Source organism: Pseudomonas cuatrocienegasensis (assembly GCF_900110925.1).
Lineage (GTDB): Bacteria > Pseudomonadota > Gammaproteobacteria > Pseudomonadales > Pseudomonadaceae > Aquipseudomonas > Aquipseudomonas cuatrocienegasensis.
In genome coordinates this window covers 1-19,358 of sequence record NZ_FOFP01000028.1, presented here as the reverse complement: position 1 = coordinate 19,358, position 19,358 = coordinate 1, and the positions used below count along the sequence as shown (strand labels likewise).

The following is a 19,358-nucleotide window of genomic DNA, read 5'->3' as shown; positions in this document are numbered from 1 at the left end:
CAGTTAAGCCACGGCCTTCTTGGCGATGCAGAAGGACTCTTTGCGGCGGTTGACGACGTCGACGTCTTGGAAGGCGCGCAACACCAGGCCATCGCTGGCGGCCAGCTTGGCGGTGTCTGGTTTGAGATCCAGAACGCCCCACATGCCGCAGATAACCTGCGAGAAGTCGCCGAAAACCCAGGTATCAGCCGGCACCTGGTTGGTCGCCTCGGCCTTGTGGCCGTTGACCCGGTCGTTGTCCCACAGGTAGGCCGCGCCGGAGACGTTGTTCTTCAGGGTCTGCAGCGCATAACCGCGCTCGATCACGCTGGTCAGGTAAGCCAGCGAACCACGGTCGGCGTTGTAGGAGCCGATGGTGGTCAGCATGTCGACCAACTTGCCGAAGGTAATGCCGCCGGCCGCGTACTCCAGGCCCGGCACGCCGATATCGTTAAGCAGGCCGAGCGGGGCCTTGCCACCCGGGCCGGCCAGCATGGCGTAGTCGATCGCGACGCCCATGCCGTCGACCAGGTCCTCGATGATCAGCGCCTCGATCGAGCGGCTGGCCTGCTTGCGCAGCTTGCGGGTCAGCGGGATGGCACCGGCGATGGTCTTCGGCGTCATGTTCAAGGTGGTGAAGTCGAAGTCGCTGTCGAGCGCGTCCTCGCCCTCGCCCAGCCACTGGAACGTCGAGCCGGTGGTCTTCTTCGGCAGATCGATATCGCCCTCGAGGCCGGTCAGCATCTTCATGCCCAGCTGAGCCATTACCGTCTTATTGCGCAGCACGTCGGCGAACTGCTCGAGCAGCAGCTCAGTGGTGACCAACTCGCCACCCTTGCCCGGAGCACCCTTGGAGAGGCCACGCATCAGGATGTCGTGCGGCACGAAGAAGCCGCGCGCCTCGCGCTTGACCTCCTCGGCCACCGCGATGTTGATCGCGCGCTCGAGGCCGGCCTTGCTCCAGTCGCCGGACGCGGCGGCGTTGAGCGCACGCATCAGCGAATATTTTTCTTGTTCCTTTTCGCTCACACCCAGGTCGCGGGCGGAAACCTGATGTTTCTTGAAGCCTGGCAGGTCACGGGCACCCTGTTCGGCCGGGGCCTGGCTCAGCGGGGCGGCAGGGGACTGGCGTTCGAGGATCATCGAGCGCATCTGGTCGGCGCTGTAGCCCTTGCTGATCGCCTCGCTGGCCAGATCGCGCTGGTTGTAACGATCACCCAGGGCGATCACGTCAGCAACGCGCTGGCGCTCGCCGGCGACCGGGTCGGTGGTGGTGGTGGTGACGGCAGGAGCGGGGGCGCTGCGTTTACCGTCGTCGATGGCTGGGGTCGGTGTAGGCATTGCGATACCTCGAATGGTAATGGTGTTGGTTGTTACTTCTTGGGAACGCCCCACCCCGACGGTCGGGTCTGCGGCTACGGAAACGCTGGAAACCTCGTAGGGCTCCCAGCGGGTAACGCGGTAGTGATCGAGGCCGCCTTCGCTACGCTCGAGCACCATGTCGTGAATCAGGTAGCCGCAGGAGATGTTGCGGCGAATGCCGTCGGCGACGTCCCTCCAGATCTTCTCGGCCTCATCGCTACGCGAGAAACGCACCCGCGCGCGGATCTTGCGATCGCTCGCGAGCCAGGCGTCCTCAACCACGCCGACCTGCTCGGCGCGACGGTGCTCGAACAACAGCGGAGCGCCGGACAGCAGGCGGGAAAGGTCGACCGCATCGGCCGAGTGGTCGAGCACTTCCATGCCGAACCACTGCCTGGCCGCTCGCTCACTGGAAACCGCCACCTCGACGGTGCGGTTTTCGGTGTCCAGGGTGCTCAGGTCGACGGCCAAGGCCCGGTACAGCGGGCGGCCCTCCATTTGGCGCAAGACAGGCAGCGGCGCGCCGCTAGTCGTCGTCGGCATCGTCTAGTTCCTTTTCGGTTTTCTTCGGTTCGGATAGCAGGCCCTTCTCCCGCAGCCGCTTTTCCTCCTCCTCGATCTCCTCGAAGATCTCGTCGGGGTCATCGCCATTCAGGCGGATGTAATAGGCGCGCGACTTGGTGCGGTTGCCGATGCTTTCGGTCGCCGCTTTGGAGTCTTTCAGCGGGTCGACCCAGTCCCAGCCGCGTGGCTGCCAGCACTGCTCGGCGCTGCGCTCGAGGTCGCGCGGGGCGATCTTGAGCGCGCCTTTCAGTACCGCGCACTCGAACCAGACCGCGCCCAAACGCTCGAGCAGCGAGCTGATGGCGAACTCCTGCACACACTTGTAAAAGTCGCGCTCGTCGAGCTCGCCGGAGCGCAGGGAGGAGTAGCTAACCCCCTCGAGGTCATGGGATAGCCGGTTGTAACTCGGCCCAAGGCCGCCAGCGGCACCGCGCAGGGTGTCTTTCACAAACGGCGCGTAGTCGCTGCCCGGGGTGTTGTGGCTCAGTTCGCGGAACTTGTAGCCATAGGGGATTTCCCGGGCGGTGCCGGCCTCGATTTCCTCGAAGACCGGCGCGTCGTTGTCATCGTCTGGCGGGTCGAGCCATTCGGCGTCCGGCTCATAAAAGCCGGTGATCTTGGCCGAGTGCTCGGCCTTGATCCGCGTCGCGTGGCGGAACTCCTCGAGGTGGTGGATATCCAGCGCCGCCGAGTGCGTCCAGGTGAAGCCGCGCGACTGGTGCGGCCGCCATGGGTCGAAGGTGTGGATCAACTCGCTGGCCGGGATCCGCTCGTACTTCTCCTCGGCTCGGCGGTAGATATCGCCGGGGTGGTCCTTGAGCATCCAGTAGGCGATCGGCTTTTCCCAGGCGTCGACCTCGACGCCCATGCGCACGCGGTTGCCGTTGGTCAATTCCGTGTTTAGGTTCAGATCGAGGCGGTCGGCCTCGAGGATCTGCACCGCAAAGCCCCACTTGCTCGGCCAGTTGCGCACCAGGCGCACAAGCACCTCGCCATCGCGGGCCAGGGTCTCGATCCAGAGCCAGGAGAACGTCACATAGCTATAAGTCCCGGTGACGTCGAAGTTTCCGGCCTTGCAGAACTTGGCCCATTCCTTTTCGATCAGGCGGCGCGTCATGCGGTCTGGCTTGCCGTCTGGCAGCAGCGCCTTGGACTGCAGGCGGATACCGTAGGCACCAACCACGTTCTGCCGCAGCAGCCGATAAAAGCGCTTGAGCGGCGAAGCGTTGATCGACTGCTCGCGGGCGCGCTGGCGTAGGGTCTCGTGGTCGGCGTAGATCTGCTGGTTGGCGTCGGATCCGCTCGAGCGGCCCGTCCATGACTTTGTCAGCCGGCCACCGCCGGCCATCTTGAAGCCACGACGGCCGCGCAGGCTCGGTTCCTTGCGCTCGGCCTGCGCATCGAGGGCGGGCGTGCGCTTGCCGGCGAAGCCGAGCATGCGCCAGGCTCTTTTCAGCGGATTCATAGGCTTACCCCAGGATGAATTTCACCGGCCGGCCGAAGGGCCAGCGGCGGTTTCGCTCGCGTTGCACTTCGCGGCGGTACTGCAGGCGCAGGGCGTTGAGCCGCTCGATCGGGATCCGGTCGAGGCGTTGCCCGTCGATTTCGTAGCTCTGCTGGTCTTTCGGGATCCGCTTCTCGAGCGCCGCCTCGATCAGGGCGAGCATCCGCAGCGCGTGGCTGCGGGCGTCGCCTGGCTCGGCGGTGACAAGGTTCGGGTCGACCTGCAGGCGACCGTTGGCCACCGTCAGCCGCTGGTCACCCTTTAGGGCCAGCGCGACCCAGCGGTACAGCCCAGGAGCCCAGGTGGCCGTGGCGGCCGCCGTCAGCTCGACCCGGTAGGGCGCTGCAGCGATCGCGGCGACGCTGTGCCGATCCGGGCCGCTGAACACGTACTGCAGCGCCCAGCCGTCAGATGCGGGGCACTCGGGCACGTCACGCGACCAGGCGACCGAGTCGCCGGCGTGTAGGGTTGTCGGTTCCATGGGTCACCGGGATGGTTTGCGGATGATCTTCAAACGCGGCTTGGCCTTCGCTTTCGCCGGGGCCGCGTCGGTTTTCCGGGCAGCTGGCTGGCGGCGATCGCCGGGGTGCGCTTTCGGCGGCACCGGGGCGGGCTCGGGCGCTTCGTCCGGCCCCGGATCCTCGCCAGAAGCGAGGGCGGCAGGCCTGGGCACCTTTACCGCTGCGCCGAGCTCGACCAGGGTCAACGACCCGACCTTGCGGCGCTGCAGCTTGTCCCGCAGGGCGAGGATGTATTGCATCGCCTCACAGTCGAGGTAATGGTTTTCGCCGACCTGGTGGAACGTGCCGTCGCCCTCGTGCCACTCCTCGCCGACCAGCTGCTTGCAGTAGTCGTCTGTTACCTGCTGGTGAATCAGCCACCAGCCCGGGCGGTTGTCCGGCCGGCCGAAGCGGCTATGCACCCAGCGTTTCGCGAGGGGTGAATCGAAGGCCCAGCGCGCGTCGCCGCGCTTGCGGGTTTTGCCCTTCTTGTCCTGCTCGACCAGTTCCTTGCGGAACGGCTTATCGAGCCTGTCGCGACCGCGCAGGGCGATGGCTCGCCCCTTGTGTTCGTTGATGAACTTGTAGACCTGGTCGTCGCGGTAGCCGATATCGACCCCGGCCAGGCTGATGCCGTGGCCATCGCCGTATTCGGTATCGAGCAGCTCAGAAAGCTGGTCCCACACCGCGTCCTGGTCCGTCTCGCCCCATAGCTCGCCGTGCTCCAGGAGCATCGAGCCGAGGCCGGCGTACCAGGCGCGAACCACGTAAACCAAGCGGTTCTTTTGCACGTCAACGGTGCAGTAGATCCGCAGCGGCTCGAGCAGCAGCTCGCTGGCCGCGTAACCCCAGCACAGCGCGCGAACTTCTTCCCAGGTAGGCACGTCGCCGCCCTCGGCGTAGATCTCGCCGAAGCCGGTGTTGAACACCGCCAGCAGCTTGGCCGGGGTGCCGTCGAGCTGCGCGGCCAGTAGCTTTTTCGCAAGGAAGCCGTAGGACTTCTTCACCGCAAAGCTGCACAGGCCGGAGACCCAAATCGAGAAGTGTGTAAAGCCGGCGGTGTCGGCGGTGCCGTTTATCACGCCCTTTTTGCTGACCGACTCGCCAGGGGCAACCGCAACGCCTCGGGCATTCATCCAGGGTCGCCACTTGTCCTCGATCATGCTGCCGCAGCAGGGGCAAACCAGCCGCGCATGCTTGAAGGCCTCGTCAGGGGTGCATTCCTCCGGCGTACCCTTGCCGGGCCACCAGAGCAGGTCGGACCAGGGCACAAAGTAGTCATTGCAGGTCGGGCACGGTACCGCCCACTCGTGACGGGTGCCCGATTGCCACAGCTGCCAAACCTTCGACCCGATCTTTTTCGCAGCACCTGGTACCCAGTGCCAGATCCCGGTGCGTTCGTCCTTGCGGCGCTCGACCCGGCCATGCGTCGGGGTCGCGGTGTAACCGATTTTCGAGTCGGCGTAGGCATCGCCCCGCGCCTCGATGATTTCGGTGGTGTCGCCCTCGCCCGTGTTCACGATCCGGTCGACCTCGTCGACCATCACCAGACCGGCCGAGTCGGCGGCGAGCTCAGTCGCAGAGCCCGCCCAGGCAAAGCGGAACTTGGTCCCGCCCAGCCACTTGACCATCTTCGTGCTGCGCGCTTCGTACTTCTTCGCCAGCGACTCGCACTCGTCGAACATGGCCATAAACTTGGGTTCGACCGTGCCATCGATCAGCGGCCGGGTCGGCGCGACGTACAGGCAGGGGGTCGGATCCTCGTCGAGGCGGTGCCCGATGATGTTCTCCATCGTCACGGACTTGCCCATCTGCGTGCCCATGACAAAGGTCACGCGGGAGAAACAAGGCTGCGCAAACGCCCAGGCTACCGGGCGCATGTAGGGGTTCGTGTCAGGGTTGAACGGGCCAGGGATCGGAGAGCTCGGCGGCATGATCCGCTTATCGCGAGCCCATTCGTCAGCCGTCCTGGGCGGCGGTGCCTGCACCATCTTCGCGGCGAAGCTGATCGAGACCGTCAGCGTCAGCAGCGAGCTCGCGTGCGCGACGTTCGAGGCGGTCGGCTGTAGCTGCGCGGATACGCCGCGTTTCTTCAAAAACTCGCGCTCGGATTGTGGCAGGGTCATCGATCACCGCCAGATCGGCAGCGCAGCGGCTTGGCAGCGCGTCGAGTTGAGTCGCATAAACGGCCGCGACGCTGATCAGGATCTGCGCCACGGTGTCACCAGGCAGGAGCCGGCCGCGCTCGCGGTCGATCTCGAGCTGTAATTTTTCGCGGCGGGCGCGCTTGAGCAGGCGGTCCTCGGTTGATGCCGAGGACAGGCCGTCTTCGTCCTCGCCCTCCTCGCCCAGCTCGCGCCGGACTTCACGACTGACCAGCCACTCGATCGCGGCCTGGCTGTCGATCTGCACCTCGACGCCACGACCACCGCCGCCGGCGACCGGCAGACCATCGTCGATCAGTTTCGAGATCCAGCGGGGTGACTTGCCGAGCAAGTCGGCCAGCTCTTTCTTGCTGATCAGCTTGCCCATAGAGAAAGGACCAAAAGAGCCAAGGAACAAAAGCACAAAGGCGCAATAGTCCCTTTAGACCTTTGCCCTTTGACGCTTTGCGGAATAGGTTCGAGGCCACGCCGTGACTGGCTGCGGGGTCAGCCGAGCGATGCAGTCAGGCAGGCCTCGAGAAAGGAAGAACGGACCCGACTCGCGGACCCAAACGCGCGCGAAGGCCGCGAGTTACACACCCGTGAGGGGGAGGGGGCCGGGGGAGGACCCAAACCAGCGGCGCGCACCATGGTGGTGCATCATGCTCGCCCTGCCATCGCGTCGACGGCGTCAGAGCACGGGCCGCCGGGGCAAGCGCAAGCGCTCGGGTCGCCGGAGAGATAGCCACAGGCAGGACGATCAGCAACAGGCTGGACAGTCGCACGCATGCGCTCGATGGCCTCGCGCCCGTGGTCATGCTTGATCTCGTGCAGGGTCTGCTTGAGGCGATAGCCTTCAAACTGCCAGAGCGCGTCATGTGCCAGGGCCTTGGCCTTGGTGATGGCGACCTCGATGCCCATCTGCAGGTTGAAGTCTTCAGCATTCAGGCAGCGCGACTCAGCGGTCGCCAGCGTGAAGCCGCTAGGCATGATGGCCGTGGCCAGAATGGTGGTGGTGCCGGGTACAACGTGCGTGTGGTAACCCACGCTTTCCAGCAGTTTGGCAATATGCTGCTTTGTGACGCCCAGGGCACCACCGCCCAGCACTACGATCTTTGTCGGGGTCTGCTGCTCGTCGCGATTCATGCGGCGCGGTTCCTTGTAAGAGTTGAAAGAGGTGCTGCCCCTATCTGTATAACGACCGGCGCGCAAAACTCGCCTTAGTGCGAGCGAGGGCGCTGCAGGAAGGCCAGGAATGGCTTCAGGGCTCGGGCCGCACTGCGCCGCGTGCGGTACAGGGTGCAATCGGCACCGAGGCGTTTGATCAGCTCGGGGCGCAGCCGATACGGATAAACCTCGCACTCGGCGGGCCAGTAGCCGCGACGACTGGTGGCCAGGTACTCAATCACCACAGGCACAGGCAACGGCCCGCGCACAAAATCGATGTACGAGACAAAGAACGTCTGCCCGGCGCGGATCTCCTCGGGGCGGTAGGTGTGGCGGCTGGACATCTGCTGGCTCACATGGCAAGGAGTGGGGTCTGCAGCCCAGCCAGGCGATCGGCTGTGACGGCGTGATAGTGTTCGGTCATTTCACAGCCTGCCCAGCTGTAGCCCTCGAGCTCAGCCGCGACCAGGGTCGTGCCGGATCCGACGAAGGGCTCGAGGATTCGGCCACCAGGGCGGCAGATCTTCACGATCTGGCGCATAACGTCGGTTGGCTTGCCGGTGGTGTGGTGCTTGTCGGCCTTGCGCACGCACTCGCGGAACACACCAGGCAGGACCGGCACTTCGCGCTCGAGCGGCATAGCGCCCTTACTGCCCCACACGATGTATTCAGCCTGGGCGCGGAAGCGGCCCTTCTGCGGGCGGGTGCCCTCGGTCTTATCCCACACGGCGATACCGCGCCAGGTGAAGCCGGCCATCTGCAGCGCGTCGGTCGTCATAGGCAACTGACGCCAGTCGGTGAACAGGCACACCGGCGAGCCATCGCGCAGCAGGCGGTAGCACTCCGATAGCCACAAGTTGCACCAGGCCAGGTGGCTGCGCTGGTCGCGGTGGTCGCCCACGAACTCGGCCTCGGCCCACTTCGTTGGCCCGCTGCCTTGCATGTACTTCTTCGACGGGGCCGCCTGGCGTGCCCCCATGTGCAGCCCACCGCTCGCATAGGGCGGGTCGGTGATCAGCGCGTCGAATGTGCCGCTTTCCTGGCTGACCAGGAACTTGAGGCAGTCGCCGAGGAATAGTTCGTTTTCAGGGTGGGGCGTCAGCATTTCGGGGGCTCGTGATCAATTTGTGAAGCCGCAGGTAATCCAGCAGGCTTTTCAGCTGTTCGGCGTTGGCTTCGCACTTGGCGTAGTTGCCGGCCGTGGTGACGGCGACGGCAGAGAGTCCAACGCCCGAGGGGGCCTCGTCAGCAGCTCCGGCAGGTTCAGGGGCTGGCAAAGCGTGGGCTGCTGCGTCGTGCAGCCGGACAAAGCCAGCAGGCACAACGCAAGCGCGATCAGCTTTCTCGGATACATAAACGGGCACTCGCTCAATGATGGTTTTGCCTTGCTTCTCGATCACCTGCACCCGGTCGACGTATTCCGTCACAACCCGGTCGCGCACGGTGCCGAGGGCCTGGCCCTGCTCGAAGGCCTGGCGCAACTGCGAGCGCTCGAGCGCCTGCGCCTTGCCCTGCTCGTGATCAACGCCGAGGCGGTAACCGATGGCCACCAGGGCGGTGGCCACGGTCAGCATCAGCAGCACATAAAGGCGCGTCATAGGTTCACCAGGTAGAGAGTGCGCTGCAGATCGCGGCGGCGAGTGATGCCCCCGCAGTTGCTCGAGGGCTGGCGGCAATCGAGGCCGCCGACGTAAACCCAGCGGCTGAACTGCGCTGCGGCGGCGTAGTGATCGCCAGCCCGGGCCAGGCGCAGCAGCGTCGAGCGACCGAACGCCCCCGCGCCGACGTTGTAGACAAAGTCGGCCATTGCCAGCTTCGCGAACAGCGGGGCATTCGGGGCGCGTGCCAGGACGTAGTCGACCGACTCGACCAGGTCGCCCTGCAGGTAGGCCGCGCACTGCTCAGGCGTTGCGCGATCACCAGGGCGGACGCCCTTCGTGTGGCCGGTGCAGATAGTCCAGACGCCCCCTGTGTCGGGGTAGGCCTCGAACTCTGTGCCTTCCATTTCCGGCGTTAGCACCATCAGCCCGGCGATGATCGCGCCACGCTCGACCGGGGCCGGCAGGCCCGTCTCGTTTACCGTGAAGCCAGCAGCGGCGAGCGACAGGGTCACCGCCGCGATGATGCGTTTAACCAGCGTCATTGCTGCGGCCCTCCTTTCGGCGGGAGATCCAGAAACGCCAGAGCGGCACGACCCAGCGCCGGGCGACCAGGTCGACCAGGAGCGCGAAGTAATACAGCGCCGGCAGGACCAGCAGCCACTTCTCGAGGGTCAGGCCGTAGAACGCGAGAGGGATCGCGGGCGGTAGCAACTTGACGCCCTCGAGTGTGGCGACGTCCGCCAGTGGCTGCAGCTTGTGGGCATCCATTGGCGGCGCTCCAGGAATAAAAAAGCCCCGCACGATGGCGAGGCGAAAGGTTCACCGATGGCGTCGGTAAACTGAGAGGAATGCGCCACGCGGCGCGGCGACCAGAAACGACAAAGCCCGCACGGGGCGGGCTTTGGTTTGCATGTATCGCATTAGAGCAGTCATTAAACATTTAACCGGACTTTTATGCAATACCCCTTTAACGCTTTTTCACAATTACGCTTAACCGCCTTTGTTCTTTTGCACCTTTGCGCCTTAGCGCATCGAGCGAACCCAGCCCGCGATCGCGCCGCAGATACTGCCAAACCCTGCAGACTCGAAGCCGCAGCCGGTACACCTGGCACCCCAAGCGCCTGCGCGCATAAAGAAGCGAGGAGGCCGACCGACCTTGCAACTATGCGGCGGCAGGTCCGGGTCGTTTATCAGCTGCCAGGAGCCCCGCGCGCCGGCCTCGCTAAGCGTGGCAACGCCATGGTGCCGACACCCCGGGCAGGCGTACATCCGGCGATCAGTCTCCGGATCCAGCCGCCGCTCCGGCAGGCCGCCACACTGCGAGCACGCGAGAGCGGTCACAGGCCGCGATCCAACAGCACGAAACGAAACCCGTCGAGCTGCTTGCACAGCGCGCCAAGCGCGGCCCGATCCATAGCGAACGCGGCCGACTTCAAACTCTGCCAGCGCGGCGACCAGTGTTTGTCCCAGTTCGACTCGGTGACGCCCAGGAGCTCGCGCAGACGGTAAGGATGGTGCAGATCCTGCCCAGCATTGATAAACCGCTTGGCGTTCTGCACGGCGAGGTGCGCGAGGCCCTGCGCCGCCTTCCTGGTCTTCGCCTGCACCTTGCCTAGCTCAGGTTCATAGCGAGCCCACAAGGCCACCACAGCACCCTGCTCGTCATCCCAGGCCAGCGAGTCGGCGTAGGCGTAGCGGATCCAGTGCTGATGCTCAGGGGCCAGGCGGCCGACCTCGCGCACAATGCGCGCATCCTGAAACGCCAGGGGGCCGAGCGGCACGGCGCTTTTCTTCTTCGGGCGGGTCTCGCTGGCAATCACGCGGGTGGTTCCTTTCGCCAGGCCGGCGACGTAGGCGGCGGGCAGGCGGCCAGACAGCTGGCCGTCTGGCGTGCGGCACTCGCGCAGCTCCTCGAGGTGGGCGGGGAAAGCGTCGCGGGTGGTCTCGGTCGTATAGGGCGCGACATAGGTGCCGTCATCCTCGCGAAAGTGCTGCGGACCGAGGAAAGCCCCCAGCACCAGGTCGCGCATGATGTTGCGATCGTGGTCGGTCACCGCCGGCACCTGGCGGCGCACCTCGAGGAGCACCGGCTTGGCCGGGGCAGGGGCCTCGCCCAACACATAAACCGGCCCCGGGGCAGGGGCGGCAACAGGCCAGCCCCGACTGCTAAGCGTCAGCAGTTCCATGGGCGCACCCCTTGGCGATCAAGACGGCACTGGCAAGGAACACACCGCAGGGCCTCCGGAGCGGCGCGCAGGCGGGCGGCAGGAATCGGGCGCGTGCAGTCGACGCAGTCAGCCGAAACGCGCGATGGCGGCACCGCAGCGGCGAGCAGGGCGCGGCGATCCATGAATGCCGCGCCGATATCAATCTGCAGGTCAGTGACCCGATCACATGCGTCAGGCATTCAGCAACCCCACAGGCTCAAGGGCGGGGCGATTGCCGTGCAACCAGCGCTCGGTGACGGCGTAGCCCACGCGGGCCTCCAGCGAGCGCCACCAGTCTTCGGCGGCAGCCTCATCGTAGGCGGCGAAGAAGTCAGCGGCGGCCGCTGGCGTGGCGAAGAACTTAACCCCGGACGCCTGCGCGCCAAACACACGACCCGCGAGCCGCACACAGCAAACACCGCCGCGAGCGGCCTCATTCGCAACCGTCAGCACCACATGCGGGGCCAAATTGAAAACCTTGAACCAGGGCGCGCTCATTGATCCACCTCGGGGCGTGACGGAATACGAACAAACTCGGCGAATGCGTGACAGTCACGACGAGCCAGGTCGGCGACATTGCGCAAAATCAGGGTGATGGCCTCGGCCTGCTCCTCGAAGCCGCCCAGCTCGCAGATCAAAGCCAGATCCGCCTGGGTGCCCTTGTAGGCCTCGAACGTCACCGGCACCGAACTGGCGCGCAGCTGGGCGAGCTCCTGGCGGCGGCGCTGGCGGCGCTTGCGAATCCGCGCGTGGCGGCGCTTGCGATCTTCTGCGGTTTCCCCCTCCGGGGCCGGCTCCTCGAGGTCGAAGGCCAGCTCCTCGAGGTCAGTCGGGGCGAGATCTTCGGCGGGCTCATTCATGGGGCACCGGCACCCCGACCAGCATCTGCAGCGCCGGCAACGAACGGCCGGTACCGGCAGCGATGGCCATCAGCTCGCTGATCATGGCCAGCACCGCGTCGGTGCCTTCCTTGAGCATGCGATCGACCTCGACGGGGTCGTCGCTGCGGTCGTATCGGCCGTTATGGGCCGGGGTACTAGCGGCGACGAACTGGCCGAACTCCTGCATCAGCTCGCCGAAGCGGGACGGCACCGACGGCAAAGGAGCGGGCGAGAACGACGGCACGCGCAGATTGGGCACGTCAAACAGCGCCAGGCAATCGCGCAACGCCGCGCGGGCGTATTCCTCGGGGAGGCACTGAAGCCAGACGGCTTTCCACTCGAGCGGGAAAGGGGCGGTGCCGTTAAAAATGCGGTTTAGCCGCTGGCCCCAGGCCTTGCGGCTTCGCATGTACTCCTCGCCCGTTTCGTCGGTGGCCAACGGCTCGACCAGGCCAGCAGCGGCCAGAGCGGGGGCCAGCAGGTCGTGGCCGAATTTCTCGACCGACCACTCCGAATGCCGAAACCAGTGATTTGTGTGCCCTAGCACCGCTTCGCGCTCTGTTTGTGCCGCCATAGCACTTTTCCCCTCTCAATACGTACTAATGTAATTGTGTCTACATTTTCGGCATACCGAACGAAAATGGCAACACAATTTCGGCAGGCAGCATGGAGTTATTGCCTAACCAGAACGGACAATAGGTAAGGGACTGAGAGGGCCGAGCATGAAAGAGAAATATTCAATCGGGGCGGCGATCCTGAACCGGCGCACTTTGCGCGGCTGGTCGCTGCAACGGGTATGTGACGAAACAGGGGGGGCCATATACCCCAGCTCGCTATCCGCTATCGAGAAGGGCACCAGCGTGCCAAGCGTGTTAAACGCCTACGCTCTGGCGAAGGTATACGGCACAACTGTCGAGGCGCTGATCGAGGAGTCGATGAACGACACCCCGCCCCCAACAGCCCCGGCCGAGTCGGCCAAACGGGTGCCGGTGGTGCCGTGGAATATGGCAGCAGATTGGGCCATAAGGCCGGAAATAGGGCGTCTGCCCAGTGGTACACCGTGGGAAATATCACCAGAGAACCCGCCCGGCGCGATCTTCGGCCTGGTCGTGAGTGACGACACCATGCACGCACCCAGCGGCCCCAGCTTCCCAATGGGTGGGACCATTTTCGTGGATCCGCGCAGGGAGGCCGAGCCGAACGACTTCGTGGTCGGCTATACGGGCAACCCGGCCGAGGTCACGTTTAAAAAGTTGATCAAGGACGGGTCGCAGCGTTACCTTCGGGCATTAAATCCACAATTCCCGATGGTTTCGATTGACGGGAATTTCAAGGTGGTCGGCGTCGTAATCGGCATGACGATGCGCGTCGCAAAAGGGCTTATTCGCTAGAGGAAACGCGCCAGACTTTCGGCATACAGAAAACATGGGGTAGACTGCGGGCAACCCGCAGCAACAATAACGGCTTTAGCAGCGCAGAAAAGAAAAAGGCCAGGGGTCTGGACAACCCCCGGCCTATTCTGAGAAACGTCGCAGGACAGCGACTGGAACCACATAAGTGATTGACCCCGTTGATGAATTTCCTGTTTTGCGGGCAGGGTAATTCAAGGGCGAAACACTTTCACAGGCCCAGTCTAAACCCCGTCACTGCAGCGTCAATCGAATGTTCTTTTGTGCTTTTGCGTTTTTAGACAAAGGGACATAATGACAAACGCACCTCGCGATAACGGACTTGCGGCATTTTTCAAAGAGCGTTTCAACGCCGACCCTTACGCCCTGGTCGATTATTTCGACGGCGATATCGCCGCCGCCGCCGACCAGGTCGGCATCGATTGGGCGACCATCAGAAACGACATCCAGCTATCCGGCGATAAGTACCGGGGCAAGATCGGCACAACCCAAAAGCGCTATAAATCCAAGGTCATGGCCTGGGGTCAGATCAAGCGCGCCGACGACTTCGACTATCCGCATTTCACCTTCAACAACAACGTGGCCTCGATCGGCTCGAGCACCTGGTCGGGCCTTGGCGCACTCGCGGACCTGTACGCGCGCGAGGGTGGCCGCCAGGCCAGCGAGAAGCACCAGCGGTGGCTTGATCGCCAAACCGCCCAACGCCTCGAGCGCGAAGCCAAGCGCCACGCACGCGAGCAACGCGAGCGCGACCAGCAAGCGCGCATCCAGGCCGAGCGCCTGGCCTACGAAAAGGTCTGGCACTGCGGGGGCCGCGAGGCGTTCGAGTACGAGAACAAGGCCGGCAAGATCCTGCAGGGCTTCGTCGAACTGATCGGCCAGGAGGATGGCAGCGCGCCTTACCTGCAGGCGAAGGGCATCGCCGCCATCGCGTCACGCTTCAAAATGCAGCGTATGCGTGACAGTCACGGCGAGTTTTGCGCGGTTCCCCTGTTCAATATCGCCGGCGGCTTCGTCGGTGTGCAGCGCCTGTATGCCGACAAGAAGCTCCAGGGCACCGGCGTTAAGATGGACGGCGTGCATTGCATCCTCGGCGACCTCGAGACCGCAGACCGACGCTATGCCGCCGAAGGCTTCGCCACTGGCGCGACCGTCTTCCTGGCCGAGCTCGAGGCCGGCAACAACGTGGCCGTGGTGATCACCTTCAACGTCGACAACCTCGGCAAGGTGCTGCGCCTGTACAAGAAACATTGCCCGGCCTGGCGCTTCCATAACGCCGCCGACAACGACCAATGGACCGCCGCCGGCAACGCGGGCCTGCTGGCCGCCCTCGAGATCCACCGCGAGCACCAGCACCCCGGCATCGTGCCGAACTTCGAGCAGCTCGGCGAGGAGGCCCTCTCCGGCTTCAAGGCCGCGCGCAAAGGCCCAACCGACTGGAACGACTATGCCGCGCACTTCGGTCTCGAGGCCACGGCCAAGGCCCTGCGCGCCCGCGATAACGTCTATCGCGCCGAAAAAGACTGGTTCCCCTACTGCCTGCAGCGCATGGGCGTGGCCGGGCTTGGCGTCAAGAAACACGCAGACAAGGCCATCGCGGCGGGCATGCTCCTGGTGCCGATCAAATACAGCACCAGCGACGTGCTGCGCATGGTTATGGCTTCGATCCCGGCCGGGGTCGAGCTAAACCGTTTCGAGATCCGCCGCTTCGCCCTTTGGCTGGCCAAGCAAAAGCTGCAGCAGGCGCAAAACCTGCGCGGCTTCTCGCCGGAGACCCTGGCCAAGTCCAACGTGCAGCATCTGCGCATCGAGGGCGTTCGCGCGGCGCACGGTGGCATCGAGCTGCCTGTCCACCTGGCCGACCTGGTCGACTCGCTCGAGGGCGTTGTCATCGTCCGCGCCCCGATGGGTGCCGGCAAAACCGAGCGCCTAATCGCGCCCCTGATGCAGGCTGCACCGAAAGCCGCCTACATCGCGCACCGGATCTCGCTCCTCGACGACGCCGCCGCGCGCTTGAACATCCAACACTATCAGCAGGCCCGCGCCGATTTCATGGCGGATATTTCCCACCTGGCTTGCTGCGTCAATTCGCTGACCAATTCCAAGTTTTACAACGACGCCGAGCGCTCCTGGTTTACCACCATCGATACCCTGTGCATCGATGAAGCCAGCCAGGTGATCAGCCACACCGCCAGCGGCCCGGTCGATGGCCGCGTGCGCGTCTTCGATGCCCTGCTCGATGCTGTTGCCGTGGCCCGCCGCGTGCTGCTCTGCGACGCCGACGCCAACGACCGCGTCGTCGAGTTCTGCGAGATGGCCCGCCCAGGTCAGACCATCACCATTCTCGAGATTGAGGGCAAGGCCGAGCACATCCGCGTCGACCACTCCGACGACGAAACGGTCTGGCAGGTCGCCCTCGATTGGATCTGTGCCGGTAAGCGCGTCCTGGTCGCCAACGACTCGGCCGAGTCGGCCAAGAAAATGGCCGCCCTGGTCGAGGAGCGTATCGCCGCCGGCGAGGCCAAGCCGGTGCGCATGCTCCTGGTGCATGCCGACAGCAAAGCAGACCCGGACGTCACCGCCTTTCTGATGAATCCCAACGCCGAGGCGGTCAAGTACGACGTCCTGATTTACTCGCCGGCGATCAGCTCCGGCGTATCCATGACCACCCCCCATTTTGAGCACCATGTCGGCCTGTTCAGCGGCAACAGCGTCGGGCCATCCGACGCCATCCAGATGTTGCGCCGCGATCGCACCGCCCGCCATTACCTGGTCGGCATCGGCCACAGCACCAGCCAACGGCAAACCGACCCGGCCGCCCTTTATCGCGGTATCCATGGCCTCGACGAGCTGACATTCGAGTACCAGGAGGACGCCGACGAGGTGCGCTTCGTGCGCAAAAAAACCGCCTTTGACCAGATCTGGCTGAGCTCCGTCACCGCCGAGAACCGCGCGCGCAACGACTTCGCCAACAACCTGCTGCTGATGCTGATCGCCGACGGCTACCAGGTCGAGCGCGCCAACCTAGACGACCCGGAAACCACCAAGGCCTCGCGGCAAAACCGCGCCCACGCCGGCGAGCTGGTCTTCGACAAGCGCATGGATCTGATTAAGAGCGTCGAGACGCCAGACGAGGCCACCTTCGTGCGCCTCAACCGCCAGGAAGTCCGCAGCGAGGCCGAGAGCGCCATGGTCGACCGCTTCCACATGCAGCACCAGCTCGGCGTGGAACAGTTCACCCCCGACGACGTCGCCTTCTATGACGATCGCGGCATCGCGAAGGTGGTCGCCCTCGAGCTCCTGCAGGCCGAGGAGCCCCAGGCGAAGGCCTACGACGACGTCCAGCGCAAGGCGCGGGTGGTACTGACCCAGCACCGCTACAAACGCGCCACGCGCGCGTTCCTGGTCCAGGTGTTCGAGACCCTGGGCGTCGACCGTTTCACGGGCCAGGGCGAGTTCAGCGCCGCCCAGTGCCGCGAGGTGCTGGCCATGGTCACCGAAAGCCAGGAGGCCCTCGAGCGTTACAACGCGATGAAGGTCGGCCGCTACATTGCCAGCACCAGCGCCAAGGTCTGCGCCACCTCACTGGTGAAGTCGATCATCGAGCGCTTCGGCGTCACGGTGAAGAAGCGCAAAAGCAGCGGCGCGAACCTGTTCACCATCGATGCAGACAAATGGGCGTTTGTCATGGCCTACGTGCTGCGTCGCCAGGCTATCAACGTGCATTCGCTGACCACCCACGAAACCGAAACCGCCTACCAGCCCAAGCTGGCAGACGAGGCCCCGGCGGCACCCGCCCAGGCCGCGCAGGCCCTCGCGTGCAGCGAAAGGGACACTTTGCATTGTGATGGTACAGACACAGATGAAAAGTATCCCTTGGCAGTGACTGAGAAGCTCCTGGCTTTGGCTTCTCGCTGTTACCAACCCCTCGGCATATCGCTTGCCCGCTTGGTGGGGGCGCTGGCACCCGAAGTGGTTCGAGATTTCATGGCGGGCAGGGATAGTGACGCGGCGGTAGGGCGCACCCTGGCGTTTGCTGAGAAGCTTCTACGGCCCGACCGCCGGTGATACTGTACGCATTGACAGTGAGGCAAAATAACATCACCGCCATAGGAAGGAATTCGTAGTCATGGGCTTGGAACAAATGGATGCTGCGGCCGGTAAAATCCGCAGGGCTTTGGCTGTTGTTTCGCTGCTCGAGGTAGCAGCGGAACAGGTCACCAGGGAGCAGATCATGGAAGCGGTGGGGGTCTTGAAAGACCACCTGCAGGACGCAGGGGCCGCGATCGAGGAGGCGTATCTGTTACGGCAAAAGCCGGGGCATGCCCCGGCTCTTGTTCAATCCCGCGCACCAGTTGCCAGCCTGGTGCCTAGCTCGAGGCCTTTGCAAACACCTGGCTGAGCGCATCCGCTTTATTCGCGGCCTCGGCCTGCGCCACTTCCACACCGTTGACCGTAGCAGTGGCCCGCCAGATACCGCTTTCCAGCTGATGCGCAACTAACCGAGGCTTGCCCCTGGCCACGTCCTTGGGCACCTCGACCGCGACCGCCGCCATCGCCCGATTAGGGGTGGCCAGCGCCTCGCCGGCGATCTCCAGGTACTCCTTAATATTCGGTCGGTAGCTGCCCACGTTGGTGGTGATGGCCTTCTGAGAAATTCGCGCCTCCGGCGCGGCCTTCACCGTCTCTTTCACCCACTGGTGGATCCGCTGCATCGCCGCGCTGCCTGCGATGCGCTCGTGCCCGTCAAGGGCCTGCAGCGCCTCGAGGCGATTCGCCCACTTGCCCACCACCTCCTCGCCAGCTTCGGGCTTGGTGTAGTCGATCTTGAAGGCCTTATAGCTTTCCTGCGTATCCATATCGTCATGGCCGAGCATTTCGCGCCAGAACACGGTTTCGTTTACTTTTTTCCAGCGCTCGTCGCGGTTGAAGTGCAGCTCGAACACCATCCGCGCCCAAATTTTCCGCGAGTCCTTGAACACTCGAGCCTGGTCGCCGAACGTCCGCTTGGCCAGCTGATTCAGGTTGCTATGCACGCGGTTGTTTACTGCGATGTTGTCCAGGTGCTGCAGCTCCTCAACCTCGGGCAGCGCCCGCAGCTTGGCGAAGGCCTCGAGCACCACGTCGGCCGCCACCAGCGTATAGATCCGATAGCTTTCGCTGTAGTCGACGCCTTCGCGCTTTTTGACCTGGCCGGAAAATTCCAGCTCGAACTCGCCGGCCTTCTTGAACCGCGCCCACTTGAGCACCTCAACCTCGCGCCGGCCGGTGGCCAGCGCTATGCCAAGGGTCAGGTGCGAATAGTAAGGCGAGACGCTGCCGTCGTTGCGCAGCTGCTGGCTTGATAGCAGGTCGTTGATCGTGGCCATCAGCCAGTGGAAGTTGACCTCGATCGAGTTCGTGGCCTGCACCTCGAGGCGCTCGACGGCATCCGCCGCCAACTCGGCCTTGGTCGCGGCCGGCAGGATCAGGTGCCGCATGATCTCGTGGTCGAGTTTCATCGAGCGCACCGCCTCATAGGCGTCATCATCCCGCGCGCGGCGGATCTCGGTCAGCAGGTCGCGGTGGGCAAACCGCAGATCCTTGATGCTTTCGTGCTCGAGCAGGCCCTGCAGTTGCTCAGCCCAGCGCGGATGCCGGCGCGCCAGCCGGCCGATCGACTCCTCGAGCGAGTGGTGCCGCCAGTTCTGCGCGGTGATCGCGTTCCTGATCGTGGTCAGGTAGCGGCGATAACTGGCCGGTGCCAGCTTGTCCTCCTCTTTCCGCCGGCGGTCCTCATACAGCCCGTTTTTCACCCGATCAGCCAGCCGCGCCAGGCGCTTGGTCTTATCGCCACGGCTTAGGTCAGCATTCGCGTCGATCGCCTTCACGTCCTTTATCAGGTGCTCGATCACGTCTTCTAGATCAACCTTGCGTCCCATTGCTTTGCCTCCTTTGGCATACACCCTTAAACATAGCTCGAATCATACGCCTGTCAAACATACACCGCAACGCATTTATAACAGAGCATACACCCATGCGCATACACCCACACGCATGC

At 64.2% G+C, this 19,358-nt stretch carries 20 protein-coding genes; 3 read left to right on the top strand and 17 right to left on the bottom strand.

Annotated elements, in window-relative coordinates:
- Positions 1–3: 3 nt before the first annotated feature.
- The 16 genes from BMW49_RS23225 to BMW49_RS23150 form a co-directional block, all read right to left on the bottom strand.
- A complete protein-coding gene (locus tag BMW49_RS23225; protein WP_069521915.1) occupies positions 4–1,884 on the bottom strand; it encodes a phage major capsid protein in 1,881 nt (626 codons plus the stop codon).
- Positions 1,868–3,370 (bottom strand): phage portal protein, encoded by a 1,503-nt coding sequence (locus BMW49_RS23220; RefSeq protein WP_083251842.1) that lies wholly within the window; start codon positions 3,368–3,370, stop codon positions 1,868–1,870. The genes BMW49_RS23225 and BMW49_RS23220 overlap by 17 nt, the downstream gene beginning before the upstream one ends.
- A 4-nt stretch (positions 3,371–3,374) precedes the next feature.
- Positions 3,375–3,890: a hypothetical protein gene (locus tag BMW49_RS23215; RefSeq protein ID WP_069521911.1), complete on the bottom strand. Its 516-nt coding sequence runs from the start codon at positions 3,888–3,890 to the stop codon at positions 3,375–3,377.
- Between the two features lie 3 nt (positions 3,891–3,893).
- Positions 3,894–5,843 (bottom strand): terminase gpA endonuclease subunit, encoded by a 1,950-nt coding sequence (locus BMW49_RS23210; RefSeq protein WP_083251841.1) that lies wholly within the window; start codon positions 5,841–5,843, stop codon positions 3,894–3,896.
- 25 nt (positions 5,844–5,868) lie between these two features.
- On the bottom strand, positions 5,869–6,441 hold the full coding sequence (locus BMW49_RS25250; RefSeq protein WP_083251840.1) for a terminase small subunit: 573 nt from the start codon (positions 6,439–6,441) through the stop codon (positions 5,869–5,871).
- Between the two features lie 272 nt (positions 6,442–6,713).
- A complete protein-coding gene (locus tag BMW49_RS23200) occupies positions 6,714–7,199 on the bottom strand; it encodes a Gp49 family protein (protein ID WP_069521907.1) in 486 nt (161 codons plus the stop codon).
- Between the two features lie 74 nt (positions 7,200–7,273).
- Positions 7,274–7,564 (bottom strand): hypothetical protein, encoded by a 291-nt coding sequence (locus BMW49_RS23195; RefSeq protein WP_069521905.1) that lies wholly within the window; start codon positions 7,562–7,564, stop codon positions 7,274–7,276.
- An 8-nt stretch (positions 7,565–7,572) separates the two neighbouring features.
- The gene (locus BMW49_RS23190) at positions 7,573–8,325 is read right to left on the bottom strand and encodes a DNA-methyltransferase (RefSeq protein WP_069521903.1); all 753 of its coding nucleotides are present in this window, start codon (positions 8,323–8,325) and stop codon (positions 7,573–7,575) included.
- Entirely contained in the window at positions 8,306–8,794 is a 489-nt protein-coding gene (locus BMW49_RS23185; RefSeq protein WP_371850901.1) for a hypothetical protein, read from the bottom strand. Before BMW49_RS23185 ends, BMW49_RS23190 begins: the two co-directional genes overlap by 20 nt.
- A gap of 20 nt (positions 8,795–8,814) precedes the next feature.
- Positions 8,815–9,363, bottom strand: a complete 549-nt coding sequence (locus BMW49_RS23180) for a lysozyme (protein WP_069521900.1) — start codon at positions 9,361–9,363, stop codon at positions 8,815–8,817.
- On the bottom strand, positions 9,350–9,589 hold the full coding sequence (locus BMW49_RS23175) for a hypothetical protein (protein WP_069521897.1): 240 nt from the start codon (positions 9,587–9,589) through the stop codon (positions 9,350–9,352). Before BMW49_RS23175 ends, BMW49_RS23180 begins: the two co-directional genes overlap by 14 nt.
- Before the next feature lie 569 nt (positions 9,590–10,158).
- Positions 10,159–11,007 carry a bacteriophage antitermination protein Q gene (locus BMW49_RS23170; RefSeq protein ID WP_069521896.1) on the bottom strand — a complete coding sequence of 283 codons (849 nt, stop codon included), beginning with the start codon at positions 11,005–11,007 and terminating at the stop codon, positions 10,159–10,161.
- Complete coding sequence (locus BMW49_RS25730; RefSeq protein WP_371850900.1) at positions 10,995–11,171, bottom strand: TraR/DksA C4-type zinc finger protein; 177 nt, start codon at positions 11,169–11,171, stop codon at positions 10,995–10,997. The genes BMW49_RS23170 and BMW49_RS25730 overlap by 13 nt, the downstream gene beginning before the upstream one ends.
- A gap of 49 nt (positions 11,172–11,220) precedes the next feature.
- A complete protein-coding gene (locus tag BMW49_RS23160) occupies positions 11,221–11,526 on the bottom strand; it encodes a hypothetical protein (protein WP_069521894.1) in 306 nt (101 codons plus the stop codon).
- On the bottom strand, positions 11,523–11,888 hold the full coding sequence (locus BMW49_RS25010) for a hypothetical protein (RefSeq protein ID WP_170829074.1): 366 nt from the start codon (positions 11,886–11,888) through the stop codon (positions 11,523–11,525). Before BMW49_RS25010 ends, BMW49_RS23160 begins: the two co-directional genes overlap by 4 nt.
- Positions 11,881–12,483: a hypothetical protein gene (locus BMW49_RS23150; protein ID WP_069521892.1), complete on the bottom strand. Its 603-nt coding sequence runs from the start codon at positions 12,481–12,483 to the stop codon at positions 11,881–11,883. The genes BMW49_RS25010 and BMW49_RS23150 overlap by 8 nt, the downstream gene beginning before the upstream one ends.
- Positions 12,484–12,631: 148 nt before the next feature.
- On the opposite strand from BMW49_RS23150, the gene BMW49_RS23145 reads away from it, so the two are divergent.
- The 3 genes from BMW49_RS23145 to BMW49_RS23135 all read left to right on the top strand — a co-directional run bounded on the left by BMW49_RS23145 (position 12,632) and on the right by BMW49_RS23135 (position 17,720).
- Entirely contained in the window at positions 12,632–13,300 is a 669-nt protein-coding gene (locus tag BMW49_RS23145) for a helix-turn-helix domain-containing protein (protein ID WP_069521890.1), read from the top strand.
- A gap of 312 nt (positions 13,301–13,612) precedes the next feature.
- A complete protein-coding gene (locus BMW49_RS23140; RefSeq protein WP_069521888.1) occupies positions 13,613–17,386 on the top strand; it encodes a plasmid replication protein, CyRepA1 family in 3,774 nt (1,257 codons plus the stop codon).
- Between the two features lie 61 nt (positions 17,387–17,447).
- Positions 17,448–17,720, top strand: coding sequence for a hypothetical protein (locus BMW49_RS23135; RefSeq protein WP_069522642.1), 273 nt, complete (start codon positions 17,448–17,450; stop codon positions 17,718–17,720).
- On the opposite strand, the gene BMW49_RS23130 is transcribed toward BMW49_RS23135, so the two are convergent.
- Entirely contained in the window at positions 17,689–19,239 is a 1,551-nt protein-coding gene (locus tag BMW49_RS23130; protein WP_069522640.1) for a protelomerase family protein, read from the bottom strand. The two genes, BMW49_RS23135 and BMW49_RS23130, sit on opposite strands and share 32 nt — an antisense overlap.
- Positions 19,240–19,358 lie beyond the last annotated feature (119 nt).